The organism is Alteromonas sp. ABH4_454, from assembly GCF_056311775.1.
In genome coordinates, this window is sequence record NZ_CM149972.1 from 3,656,524 (window position 1) to 3,672,097 (window position 15,574).

At 45.0% G+C, this 15,574-nt stretch carries 9 protein-coding genes, 2 tRNA genes and 3 rRNA genes; 2 read left to right on the top strand and 12 right to left on the bottom strand.

Going from position 1 to position 15,574, the window contains the following annotated elements; all coding sequences use genetic code 11:
• Positions 1 to 22: 22 nt before the first annotated feature.
• The 12 genes from dnaX to pssA all read right to left on the bottom strand — a co-directional run bounded on the left by dnaX (position 23) and on the right by pssA (position 13,244).
• On the bottom strand, positions 23 to 3,115 hold the full coding sequence (dnaX, locus tag ACYX4W_RS15985) for a DNA polymerase III subunit gamma/tau (protein WP_476073819.1): 3,093 nt from the start codon (positions 3,113 to 3,115) through the stop codon (positions 23 to 25).
• A gap of 41 nt (positions 3,116 to 3,156) precedes the next feature.
• Positions 3,157 to 3,693, bottom strand: coding sequence for an adenine phosphoribosyltransferase (gene apt / locus ACYX4W_RS15990; protein ID WP_014950051.1), 537 nt, complete (start codon positions 3,691 to 3,693; stop codon positions 3,157 to 3,159).
• Between the two features lie 22 nt (positions 3,694 to 3,715).
• Positions 3,716 to 3,838: a hypothetical protein gene (locus tag ACYX4W_RS15995; RefSeq protein WP_256253717.1), complete on the bottom strand. Its 123-nt coding sequence runs from the start codon at positions 3,836 to 3,838 to the stop codon at positions 3,716 to 3,718.
• Positions 3,839 to 3,991: 153 nt separating this feature from the next.
• Positions 3,992 to 4,756, bottom strand: a complete 765-nt coding sequence (locus tag ACYX4W_RS16000) for an HvfC family RiPP maturation protein (protein ID WP_476073820.1) — start codon at positions 4,754 to 4,756, stop codon at positions 3,992 to 3,994.
• On the bottom strand, positions 4,753 to 5,604 hold the full coding sequence (locus ACYX4W_RS16005; protein ID WP_476073821.1) for an HvfB family MNIO-type RiPP peptide maturase: 852 nt from the start codon (positions 5,602 to 5,604) through the stop codon (positions 4,753 to 4,755). Before ACYX4W_RS16005 ends, ACYX4W_RS16000 begins: the two co-directional genes overlap by 4 nt.
• Before the next feature lie 150 nt (positions 5,605 to 5,754).
• The gene (locus tag ACYX4W_RS16010; protein ID WP_476073822.1) at positions 5,755 to 6,183 is read right to left on the bottom strand and encodes an HvfA family oxazolone/thioamide-modified RiPP metallophore; all 429 of its coding nucleotides are present in this window, start codon (positions 6,181 to 6,183) and stop codon (positions 5,755 to 5,757) included.
• 509 nt (positions 6,184 to 6,692) lie between these two features.
• Positions 6,693 to 6,808 (bottom strand): 5S ribosomal RNA (gene rrf, locus ACYX4W_RS16015).
• 126 nt (positions 6,809 to 6,934) lie between these two features.
• Positions 6,935 to 9,810 (bottom strand): 23S ribosomal RNA (locus tag ACYX4W_RS16020).
• Between the two features lie 349 nt (positions 9,811 to 10,159).
• Positions 10,160 to 10,236 (bottom strand) — tRNA-Ile (locus ACYX4W_RS16025).
• Positions 10,237 to 10,273: 37 nt separating this feature from the next.
• Positions 10,274 to 10,349: transfer RNA gene (locus ACYX4W_RS16030), tRNA-Ala, on the bottom strand.
• A 77-nt stretch (positions 10,350 to 10,426) separates the two neighbouring features.
• Positions 10,427 to 11,959: ribosomal RNA gene (locus ACYX4W_RS16035) — 16S ribosomal RNA — on the bottom strand.
• Together the 16S, 23S and 5S rRNA genes with 2 tRNA genes alongside form the textbook arrangement of a ribosomal RNA operon.
• 484 nt (positions 11,960 to 12,443) lie before the next feature.
• The gene (gene pssA, locus ACYX4W_RS16040) at positions 12,444 to 13,244 is read right to left on the bottom strand and encodes a CDP-diacylglycerol--serine O-phosphatidyltransferase (RefSeq protein WP_118493465.1); all 801 of its coding nucleotides are present in this window, start codon (positions 13,242 to 13,244) and stop codon (positions 12,444 to 12,446) included.
• 385 nt (positions 13,245 to 13,629) lie between these two features.
• On the opposite strand from pssA, the gene xdp1 (ACYX4W_RS16045) reads away from it, so the two are divergent.
• Positions 13,630 to 14,568, top strand: a complete 939-nt coding sequence (gene xdp1, locus ACYX4W_RS16045; RefSeq protein WP_476073823.1) for an exosortase-dependent surface protein XDP1 — start codon at positions 13,630 to 13,632, stop codon at positions 14,566 to 14,568.
• Between the two features lie 163 nt (positions 14,569 to 14,731).
• A complete protein-coding gene (gene xdp1 / locus ACYX4W_RS16050; RefSeq protein ID WP_476073824.1) occupies positions 14,732 to 15,484 on the top strand; it encodes an exosortase-dependent surface protein XDP1 in 753 nt (250 codons plus the stop codon).
• The last annotated feature ends 90 nt before the right edge of the window (positions 15,485 to 15,574 follow it).

A 15,574-nucleotide genomic window follows, 5' to 3' on the forward strand; every position in this document is an offset into this window, starting at 1 on the left:
CGTTTTGGTGTTAATAATTCTGCTATCGCGCTTTAACCGAATCGGTTAGCACTGACGCATCGAAAGTCGATAGCAATGCTTGAATTGTATCGTCGGTTTTGATCACCGAATGTGCATGCGCATGGCGCATGGCATGAATCTCTTGTTGTAAAGCAAAAGGTGTAGATGCTGGTTCACCTAACGTGATATTTACTTCAACGTTTTCACCCAACCCATGATGGATTGCATCAACCAATTGCTTTTTCGCACTATCATTTAATAAGTGCGTCTGACTATGGTCAATTTCAAGGGACACTTGATTGCCATCACGAGAAAATGATGCGTGCAGAACCAATTGTTTAAGTAAACCAGCAACCGGCATTTGCTCAACTAAGTTGCTCCATTCGTCAATTTGGCTAGCGTGAGTTAATTTGCTTCCGTCATTTAAGTACGCCTTTAACTGTCCGTCATAGGTACTGCTCAGCGGCGTATCAAAATTTAGTGCATCCCGCGCAAAAGACCGATCTCCCGCACTTTCCATCTGCTCTGGAACTTCCTCGTAATTCGAGCTGCTATCAGAGGGCACTTCAACATAGTCAGCACCTTCAATGTGTTGAGGCGGTTGATTATCATAATCAGTAGACCAAGGAGGCATATCTTCTGTAGACGCCGCTGTACTTGGTTGAGCGACAGCTTCATCATTTGAAAAAGGCATATCCTCTTCAAATTCATCAAGCGAGAAATCGCTCGTGTTGTTTGAGCTAGAATGATTACTTTCTGACTCGCTAGTTTGCATAGTGTCAGTAGAATGCGCGTGAGTAATGCCTAAAGACGAGCCTGAATTTGTACTATCCAGTTGAGGATTGTCATCACGTGCAATGCTATTGTCTTTATATCCTGAGCTGCTTTCTATAGGCTCCAGGCTGTTATCTTCAAGTTCAGGGCTACTATTTACAGGCTCAGGGTTATGACCTTTAAGCTCTGGGGTATGATCTTGCAACTCAAGGCTATCGTCATGCCCAACGGGACTTAAATTACCACTCTTGCTTTCGTTATCAGCGCTAGCCTGCCCTGCACCATTATCGCCAATATTATTAATTCCATTTGCAGTTTGTGCAGTACTTAAGGCCTCCGCTTTACTTTTGGTAAAGCGCGCTTGAATATCACTTGCACTTTCGGTTTTAGCATTCGCTGCACTGGTACTTTTTGCTTCTGCGTCTTGTGCTTTTCTTTGCTTTAGCTTTTGACGAAGTGCCAACATATCTGCCGTAGAGGTAAGCTGTTCCTCTGCGGTTAATGAGGACGCTTCACTCTCGCGCGACAACGACTCGCTGTTTTTATGAGAGCCTTCAGCGTCATGAAAACCTTCAGCGTTGTGAGAGCCCTCAGCGTTGTGAAATTCTTCAAAACCTAAGGAGACATCGACTTCTGACGGAGGCGGCATATCGTCCATGTAAGCATCTAGCGGAGGCTCATCAAAAAGCTGCTCGGCCTCGTTTTGGGGCGCATTGGTGTCCTTTGGCGATGGTTCACGCTGGGTAGAAACGTTTCCTGTTTGTACGGCGGTATTTTCTGCAGCTACATCTTCAATAGACGAAGTTGGTGCTAACTTTACAGATTCATCACCATGTGCAGCGTCACGGTCCAGCCCTGTTGTTTGAGTCGACGTTGCACCTGATTCCACATGAGATAGCGCCGACTGAGCATTACTTTCACTCAACTCGCTTTCATCAACGGCTGCAGACTGCTGTACTTGCTGTGATTCAAATGGCGACGTCTTTTGAGGCTGTTCTTGCTGCTCTTTATCAATTATTGATGTAGCAAGTGAATCAGGGGTAGATGGCGCACTTTCTGACGACTGGGTAGAGGTAGATTCAACCGATAGATGTGAAGGCGTCTCCTCCTGCACATTGGTTGCAGAAGTTTCGCTTAACGGCGCTTCCTCCTGCTTACCGACGTTTCCCGGGCCACCACTGGAAGAAGCATGATCTACAGGTAAACTATGCTCACTCCTCCCGTTTTCAATCTCACTTGCGGTGTCGTCGATGGGGATGTTTGGAGCAAACGACATCATACGCATCAATGTCATTTCAAACGCACTTTTTCCGTCTGCCGCAAACGGTAAGTCTTTTCTTCCTTGCAGTGCAATCTGGTAAAGCAACTGCACTTGCTCTGCTGGAATAGTTTTCGCTAATTGAAATATCGCTTTAGCCGACGTGGTTTCTAGCTTACATGCTTCAGGCACCCATTGCGTTAACGCTATTTGGTGCAGCAGGCTGGCCAATTCGCTGTGGACGTTGTCATAATCTGGTGCTTGCTCCGCAATGTCATTAACTAACTGCAATACATCAGCAGGACTTTTACTTACCACCGCATGAACCACTTTAAGCAACTGGTTCTTGTCCATCAGGCCAAGCATGTCGGTTACTACCGATGACAGAACCTGATTTCCACCCTGTGCAATAGCTTGGTCCGTTAAACTTAACGCATCACGCATACTGCCTTGAGCAGCTCTAGCTAAAAGCGCTAGCGCTTGTGGCTCAAAAGGCAACTGTTCATGTTCTAAAATATGCTGTAGCTGCCCAACAATTTGCTCCCGAGACATAGCTTTCAGATTAAACTGCAAGCAACGGGATAATATGGTTATTGGAAGCTTTTGAGGATCGGTGGTCGCCAGTAAGAACTTAACGTGTGGAGGTGGTTCTTCCAGCGTTTTTAACAGCGCATTAAAGCTGTGTTTTGAAAGCATGTGTACCTCATCGATAAGGTACACTTTGTAACGTCCGCGAGTTGGTTTGTATTGAACATTATCAAGAAGTTCGCGAGTATCCTCGACCTTAGTTCTTGATGCAGCGTCAATCTCTAACAAATCAACGTAGTTGCCCTGCTCTATTTCTTTACAGGTATTACATTGACCGCAAGGGTTGGCCCCTTGCCCTTCTTCGCAGTTAAGGCTCTTAGAAAAAATACGTGCAATTGTGGTTTTACCTACGCCTCGCGTACCTGAAAAAAGATAAGCGTGGTGTAGACGGTCGTTATCTAAAGCATTTGAAATGGCAGAGACAACATGTTCCTGACCCACAAGTTCACTGAACTTGCCTGGTCGCCACTTCCTTGCTAGTACCTGATAACTCATTATTACGTATTTCGCCTTTTGCTAGTTATGCTTTATAGCGATTATTCGCCTTCAAACTCACAAATAGAGTAGCTTTCTATATCAAGCGTACTCAATTTCTTCTCGCCACCTAGGTCTGGTAAGTTAATAACAAAACCTGCATGGTTTACTTCACCGCCTAATGAACGAATTAATTTTGCAGAAGCAGCTATCGTTCCACCTGTTGCAAGTAAATCGTCAATAAGAAGCACTTTATCACCGGGCTCGATGGCATCTTTATGGATTTCCAATGTATCCATGCCATATTCAAGCTCGTAGCTCTCGCTAACGACTTCACGAGGAAGTTTGTTGGGTTTTCTTACTGGAACGAAGCCTATGCCCATTTCGATGGCCAATGGCGCACCAAAAAGGAACCCACGCGCTTCAGTACCTGCAATCTTGGTAAATCCCATACCCTGATACTTTTCGACAAGTAACGAGATACAGCTACTAAAAGCTTTGTGATCTTCTAAAACGCTAGTCACATCTCTAAATAAAATACCTGGCTTTGGATAGTCAGGTACGGTTTTCACTACTGATTTAATATATTCTGCAGTCACAATTATGCCTTGAATGTCTGCGTTATAACCAGAAGGTGAACCAGCCGGCGATGATATGCATCAACGGGAACGCGATTAGAGTTACTAGCGATGCTAGAAAGTACCACTTGTTATAGACTTCTTTGAAATCTGAATTGTCAGCCATTTGCACTACCTAAACAATTTTGTGAACAAAAAAATGGTGCTAAATGTTAATCGAAAGCAAGCCCGATTGACAGCGCTAATATGATCGATCGCTCACTTTCAGACCAGATCCTATCGAAAGTTTAATATAAAGCAGCTAAATAGTAAGAGTTACTTAGAGTACTGGAAGCAGTATTCCTTTTTGTAACATATCAGTGAGGGTCTGGTTCATACCATTTACAAGCACGTTTGACGGAATTTGGGGAAGTTGTTGGCACAACGACTCTGCTAATTGCTCGATTTCCATTCCCATTTCATTTTGTTCCAGCGTGTTGACTAAAATAGCCGTTACCGGATTAACATGAGCAAATTGAACGTCAAACTCACGGTCTCTGTAAACAACGTAGAACTGCTGTTCTTGGGCAGGTTGCTCTGGGATATAATCCTCACCAATTAAATGGACTTCAAACTGATATGCTGCCAACGAGGCATACGGTGACACCCTAATAGCGGTAACATTGTTTTCTTGCTGATAGAACTCAACATTGTCTTCATTTTTTCTGATACTGACGTCAAGCTCGAGCCACTCATAGTGAGCAAGCTCCGCAGCAAAGTCGGGCAGAGTAATATCGAAAGTTGGCTCTGTTGAAAGATACTCAACGAACTCTTTACTTATTTCAGCAAAATAAGGAGAGCGGCATTCGTGCTCAATAAAAAACTGACGCACAATACTCTCCCATCCTTTTTCACCATACTGTTTTACCACAATAGATTTTAAAACGGGAAAACCGGTACTGACGAAATTATCGATGTTGTTGAAAAACAGGGATTGATAAATTTTCATCCGGCGAATGTGATCAGCGTCGGTAACACAAAATGTCTTTGGGTCTTTGATCGCATCAACGAACGTTTTTTGAGTGGTTTGAAATGACTGAGTCACGCGACACTTCCTTTAACGTTTGATGCTTGAACAGCTTCGCATTTTGCTTGAATTTGCTTAATTTTCTGCACTTCCGCTAATAATTCGCTTAACGGGGGAATATTAAAATCACGCTCTAGCAAAGTCGGAAATACGCCGTGAGTAAGGTAAGCGTGCTCCAACAGCGCCCAAACTGGCTCAATCACATCAGCCCCGTGAGTATCAACTTTTAAATCCTCTGCTTCATCATAATGACCTGCAATATGGCCATACACAATTTTGTCTGAGGGCAAGCCGTTAATGAACGCTTTCGCATCGTATTTATGGTTGATACTGTTCACGTAAACATTGTTTACGTCCAGAAGCATTTGGCAACCCGACTCTTTTAATATGCGCGTGGTAAATTCAAGCTCATTCATCTCTTTGCCTGGAGCAATGTAATAAGAGACATTTTCTAGGACCAGTGGTCGTTCAATAATATCTTGAACTTTAACAATTCGAGATACTACATGCTCAATTGCGTCTTCAGTAAAAGGAATTGGCATCAGGTCGTACATATGCCCGTTGCCAGAACAAAAGCTTAAGTGCTCGCTATACAATGCAATATTGTTTGCATCTAAAAATCGCTTAACGGTTTTTACAAACTCGACATCTAGTTTGTCGCTACTTCCGATAGACAAAGATAAACCATGAGTTGTAAAGGGAGCTTGCGAAGACGCTTGCTGAAATTGTTCTTGGTACTTTCCACCAAGTGGGATCCAATTTTCAGGGGCTACTTCCCAAAAATCGACTTCAGAGGGCAATGTAGGTAAAAGCTCTTTTAGTATTTCTCGACGAAACCCGAGACCAGCGCCACTGATGTTTTTCATATCTTCCCTTTTACCGTATGGGGTTGCACAAATGCAACATACGTTATTAACAAAAATGGCCATCATTCGACAGCCATATTCTTGCGAAGCGTAACTCGTGTAGCCTTACATCATCTTATTTTAAGCTACACAATGTTATTTGAATGGCAGTTACATGCTACCGCATTTGCCTTCGCCGCACTTCCCTTCTTTGCCAGCTTTCTTGTCGCCGCCGCACTTACCTTCGCCACACTTACCTTCTTTTTCAGCTTTCTTGTCGCCGCCGCATTTTCCTTCGCCGCACTTGCCTTCTTTTTCAGCTTTCTTGTCGCCGCCGCACTTACCTTCGCCACACTTGCCTTCTTTCTCTGCTTTGTCTCCGCCACATTTACCTTCGCCGCACTTGCCTTCTTTTTCTGCTTTGTCGCCGCCACATTTACCTTCACCACACTTGCCTTCTGCAGCGAATTGGCTGTAGCCAGATTCTAGTGCCTGTATACCAAATGGATTAACGTCTGCTACTGCAACTGTTGACGCCAAAGAGCCAATTACAACTGCACCCAAAGCTGTCGCTACTGATGATTTTTTGATTTGTTTCATTGATCTACCCTCAATAATATTAGTCGTGTTTGACGTACAGTAAGCACGTGTACTTTAAAAGACCCTGTTTGCTTAAAGGATATTTCATTATAATTAATTTTTTTACAGTTATTTTATATCCAATTGATATTATTGATTTTTATAAAATTCGAAATGCACACTAAAGCTTGAATAAGTAACAAGCAAAGGGGTCAGAGTACTTTTTCTGAATTTTCGGTACTGGGGATAACGGTATAACTGCGTACTCACCTTGATAGTAATAAAGTACTTCGCCCCCATTTTTGAGGTTCAGCTGAAGGAGGAGTGGGGTCAGAGTACTTTTTCTGAATTTTCGGTACTGGGGATAACGGTATAACTGCGTACTCACCTTGATAGTAATAAAGTACTTCGCCCCCATTTTTGAGGTTCAGCTGAAGGAGGAGTGGGGTCAGAGTCGTGACTCTGCCCCCATTATTTTCTCTGCTTCAGAAAGCAAAAAACCCGCCGTTAGGCGGGTTCTTCTTAATGGGACCTGGCAGTGTCCTACTCTCACATGGGGAAGCCCCACACTACCATCGGCGCTAATACGTTTCACTTCTGAGTTCGGAATGGAGTCAGGTGGTACCGTATCGCTATGGCTGCCAGGAAAAAACTGGTAACAATTTGGGAAAGATAATATTAATTCAATCAGTGAGTAACTGTCTTTTCACTCTTACTTGCTTACTTTAGCTTGTCTACAACACTCAGAAGTCCAAAGCTTCTTGGGAGTTGTATGGTTAAGCCTCTCGGGCAATTAGTACAGGTTAGCTTAACGCCTTACAACGCTTCCACACCCTGCCTATCAACGTCATCGTCTATAACAACCCTTCCAGAACTTAAAGTTCAGGGATGACTCATCTTTGGGCCGGCTTCCCGCTTAGATGCTTTCAGCGGTTATCCGTTCCGAACATAGCTACCGGGCAATGCGATTGGCATCACAACCCGAACACCAGCGGTTCGTCCACTCCGGTCCTCTCGTACTAGGAGCAGCTCCCATCAATCATCCAACGCCCACACCAGATAGGGACCGAACTGTCTCACGACGTTCTAAACCCAGCTCGCGTACCACTTTAAATGGCGAACAGCCATACCCTTGGGACCGACTTCAGCCCCAGGATGTGATGAGCCGACATCGAGGTGCCAAACACCGCCGTCGATATGAACTCTTGGGCGGTATCAGCCTGTTATCCCCGGAGTACCTTTTATCCGTTGAGCGATGGCCCTTCCATACAGAACCACCGGATCACTATGACCTACTTTCGTACCTGCTCGACGTGTCTGTCTCGCAGTTAAGCTAGCTTATGCCATTGCACTAACCTCACGATGTCCGACCGTGATTAGCTAACCTTCGTGCTCCTCCGTTACTATTTGGGAGGAGACCGCCCCAGTCAAACTACCCACCAGACACTGTCCACAACCCCGATAAGGGGCCAATGTTAGAACATCAAACATACAAGGGTGGTATTTCAAGGACGGCTCCACACAATCTAGCGACTGTGCTTCAAAGCCTCCCACCTATCCTACACATGTAGGTTCAATGTTCAGTGCCAAGCTGTAGTAAAGGTTCACGGGGTCTTTCCGTCTAGGTGCGGGTACACAGCATCTTCACTGCGATTTCAATTTCACTGAGTCTCGGGTGGAGACAGCGTGGCCATGGTTACACCATTCGTGCAGGTCGGAACTTACCCGACAAGGAATTTCGCTACCTTAGGACCGTTATAGTTACGGCCGCCGTTTACCGGGGCTTCGATCAAGAGCTTCGTCCGAAAACTAACCCCATCAATTAACCTTCCGGCACCGGGCAGGTGTCACACCCTATACGTCCTCTTACGAGTTTGCAGAGTGCTGTGTTTTTAATAAACAGTCCCAGCCACCTGGTCACTGCGGCCTCCATTTGCTTACCACGCGAAGTGTTCACAAACAGAGGCGTACCTTCTCCCGAAGTTACGGTACAATTTTGCCGAGTTCCTTCACCCGAGTTCTCTCAAGCGCCTTAGTATTCTCTACCTGACCACCTGTGTCGGTTTGGGGTACGGTTCATATAATCATAAGTTTAGAAGCTTTTCCTGGAAGCAGGGCATCAACAACTTCACTCCCTTGGGAGCTCGTCTCGTGTCTCGGCCTTGAAGACCCGGATTTACCTAAGTCTTCAGCCTACGCACTTTCACTTGGACAACCAACGCCAAGCTTGCCTAGCCTTCTCCGTCCCTCCATCACTGATTATATAAGTACGGAAATATTAATCCGTTTCCCATCGACTACGCATTTCTGCCTCGCCTTAGGGGCCGACTTACCCTGCCCTGATTAGCATGGGACAGGAAACCTTGGTCTTCCGGCGTGGGAGTTTTTCACTCCCATTATCGTTACTCATGTCAGCATTCGCACTTGTGATATGTCCAGCAAGCTTTACAACTCACCTTCATCCACTTACACAACGCTCCCCTACCCAGCACGTAAACGTGCTGCCGCAGCTTCGGTATATTGCTTAGCCCCGTTACATCTTCCGCGCAGGCCGACTCGACTAGTGAGCTATTACGCTTTCTTTAAAGGGTGGCTGCTTCTAAGCCAACCTCCTAGCTGTCTATGCCTTCCCACATCGTTTCCCACTTAGCAATATTTTGGGACCTTAGCTGGCGGTCTGGGTTGTTTCCCTCTCCACGACGGACGTTAGCACCCGCCGTGTGTCTCCCGGATAGTTCTCATTGGTATTCGGAGTTTGCAAAGGGTTGGTAAGTCGGGATGACCCCCTAGCCTTAACAGTGCTCTACCCCCAATGGAATTCGTCCGAGGCTCTACCTAAATAGATTTCGGGGAGAACCAGCTATCTCCCGGTTTGATTGGCCTTTCACCCCCAGCCACAAGTCATCCCCTGACTTTTCAACGTCAGTGGGTTCGGTCCTCCAGTTGATGTTACTCAACCTTCAACCTGCTCATGGCTAGATCACCGGGTTTCGGGTCTATACCTAGCAACTAAACGCGCAGTTAACACTCGCTTTCGCTACGGCTCCGCTATTCGCTTAACCTTGCTACTAAATATAAGTCGCTGACCCATTATACAAAAGGTACGCAGTCACCCCGAAGGGCTCCCACTGCTTGTACGTATACGGTTTCAGGTTCTGTTTCACTCCCCTCACAGGGGTTCTTTTCGCCTTTCCCTCACGGTACTGGTTCACTATCGGTCAGTTAGGAGTATTTAGCCTTGGAGGATGGTCCCCCCATATTCAGTCAAGATAACACGTGTCCCGACCTACTCGATTTCACTGTAAAGATTGCGTCGTGTACAGGGCTATCACCTTGTATCGCTCCTCTTCCCAAAGGATTCCACTACATTCAATACAGCTTAAGGGCTGTTCCCCGTTCGCTCGCCGCTACTAGGGGAATCTCAATTGATTTCTTTTCCTAAGGGTACTTAGATGTTTCAGTTCCCCTCGTTCGCCTCGTTACGCTATGTATTCACGTAACGATACCTGTAAACAGGTGGGTTTCCCCATTCGGACATCTGTGGCTCAAATGCATTTTGTCGGCTCACCACAGCTTTTCGCAGACTTACACGTCCTTCATCGCCTCTAACTGCCAAGGCATCCACCGTATACGCTTCGTCACTTAACCATACAACCCCAAACAGCCTTTTGACTTCTGTCTAAGTTATGTCGCATGAATGACAAGCTAATCGGAAGAATTGCCTTGCTATCAATAAATTGATAACAAGCAATTCAGTCAAGTAGAGTAAAAAGTTCATCTTTCGATTTCTCAGTTACTCAATTTTGATTGATTACTATTAATATCAGCTTTCCAAATTGTTAAAGAACATTCGATGTTTCCTGCAAAAGCAGTACTTTCATCTTTAGAGTAAAAAACCCTAATCAATGCTTACTGAAACAGTAAATATTCATTAGGATTTCGGGTCCAACGTGACACGTTTCTACCTTTGTTACCTTCCTTTCTTAAAGCAAGGAAATGGTAGGCTTGGGCAGACTTGAACTGCCGACCTCACCCTTATCAGGGGTGCGCTCTAACCAGCTGAGCTACAAGCCTTCAGTACTTCGCTTATGCAAGCTCAGTGTCAAGTAGATGGTGGAGCTAAGCAGGATCGAACTGCTGACCTCCTGAATGCAAATCAGGCGCTCTCCCAGCTGAGCTATAGCCCCATAAACTTGTGTCGTTCTTCATTTTAAACAAGACTATCTGTGTAGGCACTGCATCAAGGCGTCTATCGACGTAATGGTAAGGAGGTGATCCAACCCCAGGTTCCCCTAGGGTTACCTTGTTACGACTTCACCCCAGTCATGAAACACAAAGTGGTAATCGTCCTCCCGAAGGTTAGACTAACTACTTCTTTTGCATCCCACTCCCATGGTGTGACGGGCGGTGTGTACAAGGCCCGGGAACGTATTCACCGCAGTATTCTGACCTGCGATTACTAGCGATTCCGACTTCATGGAGTCGAGTTGCAGACTCCAATCCGGACTACGACATTCTTTAAGGGGTCCGCTCCACATCACTGTCTCGCTTCCCTCTGTAAATGCCATTGTAGCACGTGTGTAGCCCTACACGTAAGGGCCATGATGACTTGACGTCGTCCCCACCTTCCTCCGGTTTGTCACCGGCAGTCTCCTTAGAGTGCCCAACTTAATGCTGGCAACTAAGGACAAGGGTTGCGCTCGTTGCGGGACTTAACCCAACATCTCACGACACGAGCTGACGACAGCCATGCAGCACCTGTGTCAGAGTTCCCGAAGGCACCAATCTATCTCTAGAAAGTTCTCTGCATGTCAAGTGTAGGTAAGGTTCTTCGCGTTGCATCGAATTAAACCACATGCTCCACCGCTTGTGCGGGCCCCCGTCAATTCATTTGAGTTTTAACCTTGCGGCCGTACTCCCCAGGCGGTCTACTTAGCGCGTTAGCTTCGCTACTCACGACTTAAAGTCACAAACAGCTAGTAGACAGCGTTTACGGTGTGGACTACCAGGGTATCTAATCCTGTTCGCTACCCACACTTTCGCACATGAGCGTCAGTCTTTGGCCAGGGAGTCGCCTTCGCCACTGATGTTCCTCCAGATATCTACGCATTTCACCGCTACACCTGGAATTCCACTCCCCTCTCCAAGACTCTAGTCTGCCAGTTCTAAATGACCATCCCAGGTTGAGCCCGGGGCTTTCACATCTAGCTTAACAAACCGCCTGCGTGCGCTTTACGCCCAGTAATTCCGATTAACGCTCGCACCCTCCGTATTACCGCGGCTGCTGGCACGGAGTTAGCCGGTGCTTCTTCTGTTGTTAACGTCACGGCTAGCAGGTATTAACTACTAACTTTTCCTCACAACTGAAAGTGCTTTACAACCCGAAGGCCTTCTTCACACACGCGGCATGGCTGCATCAGGGTTTCCCCCATTGTGCAATATTCCCCACTGCTGCCTCCCGTAGGAGTCTGGGCCGTGTCTCAGTCCCAGTGTGGCTGATCTTCCTCTCAGAACAGCTAGAGATCGTTGCCTTGGTAAGCCTTTACCTTACCAACTAGCTAATCTCACTTGGGCCTCTCTTTGCGCCGGAGCCGAAGCCCCGTTTGGTCCGTAGACATTATGCGGTATTAGCAGTCGTTTCCAACTGTTATCCCCCTCGCAAAGGCAAGTTCCCAAGCATTACTCACCCGTCCGCCACTCGTCAGCGAAGTGCAAGCACTTCCTGTTACCGTTCGACTTGCATGTGTTAGGCCTGCCGCCAGCGTTCAATCTGAGCCATGATCAAACTCTTCAATTAAATATATCGAAATATGAATCGTCGTTGTGACACTCTTAACGAGTGCCCACACAGATTGTCTTGTCTAAATTGTTAAAGAACGTTGCGACTTCGTCGCAATTCACTAGAAGCCGTTACTTCTTAGTGACTCACCCTGTTCGAGTGAGGTGCGCATTATACGCTGGAAGTTTTCGTTGTCAACACTTTTTGGAAATTTATTTTCTGAAGCGCTTCTTCTAAACTCCCGTCTTTACTGGCCTATACAGGTAGTAGAGACTTACTTCAGGAGGGTTGCTGTTTTGCTTTTCCCCCGAAGCGGATGCGCATTTTAGGGAAATGAGCGCTCACGTCAACACTTATTTTAAATAAATACAAAAAAAGCGACCATTCGGTCGCTTTTCACTCTATTCGTTTATTTTGCAGTCAGATTTATCGGAAAAAGCTCTGTTTAATAACACTAAAAGAGATTTCCCCTCTTTTCATAAAGGCTAGAACTGCCTACTTACTACTTAGAAACGTCTTCACTTTCGCTTTGGTTCTTTTTGTCAGCATTGAAGTCCGCGTCTTCTTCGTGATCGCCTACCACGTCATCTAAAGTCACTTTCTCTACCGTGCGGAAAGTATTGATAGGCCCTGCCAGTGCATACAAAGCAAATACTAAAAATAGTACAAGCGCTGGCTCTGTTGCAACGACAACGAATATTAAAAGCACTAATAGTAGGCCAACAAATGGAACCTTGCCATGCCAGTTAACTTCTTTGAAAGAATTATATTTAAAGTTACTCACCATAAGTAAGCCAGCTAAACCAGTTACTGCGGCCACAATCAACCCGTAGTCAGTCCCTACTGCATCATACTCGACACCAACCCAAACAAGACCGGATACAACTGCCGCTGCCGCTGGACTAGCAAGACCTTGGAAGAAACGCTTATCAGCGATGCCAACCTGTGTATTGAAGCGAGCTAGACGTAATGCTGCACCGGCTACATATACAAATGCAGCCAACCAACCTAACTTGCCTAGTTCTGTTAGTCCCCAATTATAAGCAACAAGCGCAGGTGCCATACCAAAAGAGACCATATCTGCCATAGAGTCATACTCTGCGCCGAAATCACTTTGGGTATTTGTCATTCGAGCTACGCGTCCGTCCAGCCCATCAAATATCATTGCCACAAAAATTGCGACAGCGGCTGCTTCAAAACGACCGTTCATTGACGACACAACAGCAAAGAAACCAGAAAACAAACCTGCTGTTGTTAATAAATTGGGAAGTAAGTATATCCCTTTACGTTTTTGTTCAGACATATGTCCTCGTACTTCTACATGTAATTGAGTTAATTATTTCATAGATATGCAAGAAGGCATAGCAAAGTAAAGATACAGCCAACTTCAACACATTAATTTCTGCGATGTCACATTTTAAAAGCTTTGCATTACATTCAGTAGAGTCCACCTTATCAAATGAAAACAAAGCATAGAGACTAAAAATTTGGAACCGGCTTCCTTAGTTACCTTAACAACCGATAATAACTAGGTATACGGCCACATACCTTAAACAGGTCACCGTTCATATATCATACAACTCCATGTTGAAATTAGGTACTGACTAAGTATGCGCCACAAAGAAAGGTGTAACGCTACCTTAGTATGTACTAGAAGCGACAAGCGCTTCTCTTATAGGAAAGCAATTATGCAAATACTTCCAAAAACCTTTTCTTTGAAGTCTGTATTACTGGTCTCCACGGCTTTGCTATCCACGATGAGTGCTAATTCAACGTACGCTACCTATTATTATACCAAGAAGAGTTATACTCACTGCGGTTCGTCGAATCAAACATCAGAGCAAAGCAAAGTATGTAATTCACCGTTAGGTGAATACAATTATGACTTGGTAGATAAGAAAGTAACCAAGAACTCCCCGACAAATGATTCTTTCGTTCAGATAGACGGGCTAAATATAAATATGTCGGCTTTTTCTGATACGCAGGGAATTACTGGTGAAACTGTGGTCGGTGCGAAGCTAGAGAAAATATCTGATAAATGGGCTTATGGTGTTACCAATAATGATGAAGCAAATTATCGTGGCAGTGCTGACCATGCCATTGATAACCGGAATTACTTCTCAAGCGGTAGCGACAACTCGGACTACTATAGATTTACAAACGTAGAACGCGATTATGATTTTGTGTTGCTATCGTTTGATTCTGCGGTAACGCTAACCGGCGCCAGTTTTTCTTGGCTCTATAGCAGTGGTGATAGTCAAGTATCTGTAGCGGCTCTTGACAATACGGCCAAACTTACGTCTGGCATTAACACATGGGGTGATATTGTTGAAAATGCACTAACGTCAGCATCGTTTGACATTGAAAGTTGTGAATATTTAGACCATCGCGCCGACTTCACATTCTCTGAGTCAGCGCAATATTGGCTGGTTGGTGCTTACAACACAGTATTTGGTAAAATTGACGGAAGAGTGGGTAACGACGCGTTTAAACTAGCCAATATTGGTTTCTCTGTTACAGAGACGAAGGGTACCCCTGATACTACTGAGGTGTCGGAGCCAGGTACTATTGGCTTACTAATGGCTTGCTCTCTATTCGTTATGTGGCGCCGTAAAAAAGCCATTTAAGAAAATTAAACTTTAGATCACTGGCAGGTGGTACAACCTGTCAGTTTTTTTTACTCTCATCATTAAAAAATCACCCCATATCTTTACAATTCAAACACTTAAAACTTGGCCCAAATAATGCTTATATTGTAAAATGAAGTGTTTTTTGTAATTGGAAGTAATAGTGAAAAGTGTTATCGCGAAAGTATTTGTAATTTCTTTATTGAGTTTTCCAGCTTGGGGTGGCTATGACAAACCTCTGTCTGAGGCTATTGCAACAACAGACTTAGTTTCGGCAGGTAGCCCAGTAAGTACAGTTTTGATAGATGGTAAAGAAGTCGGAGTCGAAATTACTGCTTGGTCCGATACTTTGAGTGGCAGTAATAGATACGTTGAGTCGGCTAATCTTGGTACTTACGCAGGCAGCTTAACTGTTACTAATTCCGCCGGTAAAGGTGATGACCATTATATCGATAATATTGCTTACTACGACATGGTACTGTTTTCTTTTGACCAGGCCGTTACGCTAACTGGTGCATCGTTTCTCCCTTATTATAATGCAAATGGTAAAAACGACGTAACAGTTGCAGGTCTAAATGATAGTGTTTCAAGGCTATTTGAATCAGGGGCTAACACTTGGAGTGATATAGCAGGTGAAGCTATAGCTAATGCAAGCGGTCACTTCGGTATAAAAAACAATCAGTCAACGTTTGAAGGATTAGCTTCTGCCAAGTATTGGCTTGTAGGTGCTTATAATTCCGTATTTTCTGATGAGAATAACCAGAAAAACTCAGTTAAGTTTAAATTATCCTCTCTAGGTATCGAACTAGCAGGTGAACAAACTACACCTCCTACTCAAGTCAGCGAACCAGGTGCCCTAGCACTTATGAGCTTAGGTTTGGGTCTTGTTCTTTATAGACGTAAGCGTTGCGTTTAATTGTTTAAAAACGTTCAGAAAACACGTATCTTAAAAAGGTGGCTTAGGCCACCTTTTTTTATGCTATTTTAATGCCAGTGGCTAGGCTAA

Bases quoted from the DNA above. Each gene is read 5' to 3' on its own strand.
- dnaX (WP_476073819.1), bottom strand. From the start codon at position 3,115: ATGAGTTATCAGGTACTAGCAAGGAAGTGGCGACCAGGCAAGTTCAGT.
- ACYX4W_RS15995 (WP_256253717.1), bottom strand. From the start codon at position 3,838: ATGGCTGACAATTCAGATTTCAAAGAAGTCTATAACAAGTGGTACTTT.
- ACYX4W_RS16005 (WP_476073821.1), bottom strand. From the start codon at position 5,604: ATGAAAAACATCAGTGGCGCTGGTCTCGGGTTTCGTCGAGAAATACTA.
- ACYX4W_RS16010 (WP_476073822.1), bottom strand. From the start codon at position 6,183: ATGAAACAAATCAAAAAATCATCAGTAGCGACAGCTTTGGGTGCAGTT.
- pssA (WP_118493465.1), bottom strand. From the start codon at position 13,244: ATGTCTGAACAAAAACGTAAAGGGATATACTTACTTCCCAATTTATTA.
- xdp1 (WP_476073823.1), top strand. From the start codon at position 13,630: ATGCAAATACTTCCAAAAACCTTTTCTTTGAAGTCTGTATTACTGGTC.